Source organism: Bartonella sp. CM120XJJH, assembly GCF_042194715.1.
Lineage (GTDB): Bacteria > Pseudomonadota > Alphaproteobacteria > Rhizobiales > Rhizobiaceae > Bartonella.
The window spans coordinates 1-228 of sequence record NZ_JBHINE010000129.1 but is presented as its reverse complement, the minus strand read 5'-3'; the positions used below and the strand labels follow the sequence as shown (position 1 = coordinate 228).

1 protein-coding gene is annotated in these 228 nt (G+C 32.5%); it reads right to left on the bottom strand.

What is annotated here, in order from left to right:
- Positions 1-163: DNA adenine methylase (locus tag ACFIKU_RS10180; protein WP_375657440.1), on the bottom strand; the 163-nt coding region annotated here is incomplete at its 3' end.
- Positions 164-228: the final 65 nt, after the last annotated feature.

The window sequence follows — 228 nt, the reverse complement described above, 5'->3', positions numbered from 1 at the left end:
ACTTTTCTTGTCTTTTATTTAGGAAAATAACACCAGAGCCTAAAAACGGTTCAACATATGTTTCGTTGTCAATATTATTTAAAATCGGTATAATTTTCTTACGCAGATAGTGTTTACCACCCATCCACGCAAACAGTGTCTGTGTAAATTCTTGTTTCGTCATGTTTTAAAGGAAAGGTTTTGTGAGTTCTAACTTTTTGTTATCCACTTTTTGAGGTGTGATAAGAT